1 protein-coding gene and 1 pseudogene are annotated in these 486 nt (G+C 71.0%); both read right to left on the reverse strand.

Features of this window, described 5'->3' with window-relative positions:
• Positions 1–249: pseudogene (locus tag AC1DYK_RS35685) on the reverse strand (hypothetical protein); the annotation flags it as partial.
• Positions 250–251: 2 nt separating this feature from the next.
• Positions 252–486, reverse strand: a 235-nt coding sequence (locus AC1DYK_RS35690; protein WP_478170566.1) for a hypothetical protein, incomplete at its 5' end; no start/stop codon positions are given.

A 486-nucleotide genomic window follows, 5' to 3' on the forward strand; every position in this document is an offset into this window, starting at 1 on the left:
ACCGCACACCGTGTCGGAGGCGACGGAGACCCGCCGCCGTCCTGCCCGGTCGATGACGGGCCCGCCGATCACCGCGGAGACGACGATCGGCAGCGTGGCGCAGAAGGCGACGAGGCCGGCCCGGCCGGCGCTGCCCGTGGTCTGCAGGACGAACCACGGGACCCCGATCAGGGTGAGCGAAGTGCCCGCAGTCGATATGGAGTTGGCTGCGAGAAGAGCAGCGAGCGGTTTGCGGTTCCCCCCGTCCATGACTAAGCCGTGCGAGGAGTGCTGGGGGAGGTCAGGCCGTGGCGGTTCGGTAGGACGTGCAGACCCAACTCGACCAGGGCCCATCCCAGGTGCATGCGGAGGCCCTGCCGCGGTGACTGGCGGGGCCGGCGGGACAGGCGGAACTCGGAGGCGCGCTGCTGCAGTTCGGCGGAGCGGAGGTGGTGCAGCGGCAGGTGCATGTCGGAGTGCATGGCGAAGTCCTCTCGGGCGGTGAGG

It is taken from the genome of Variovorax sp. P2_H12, assembly GCF_056403395.1.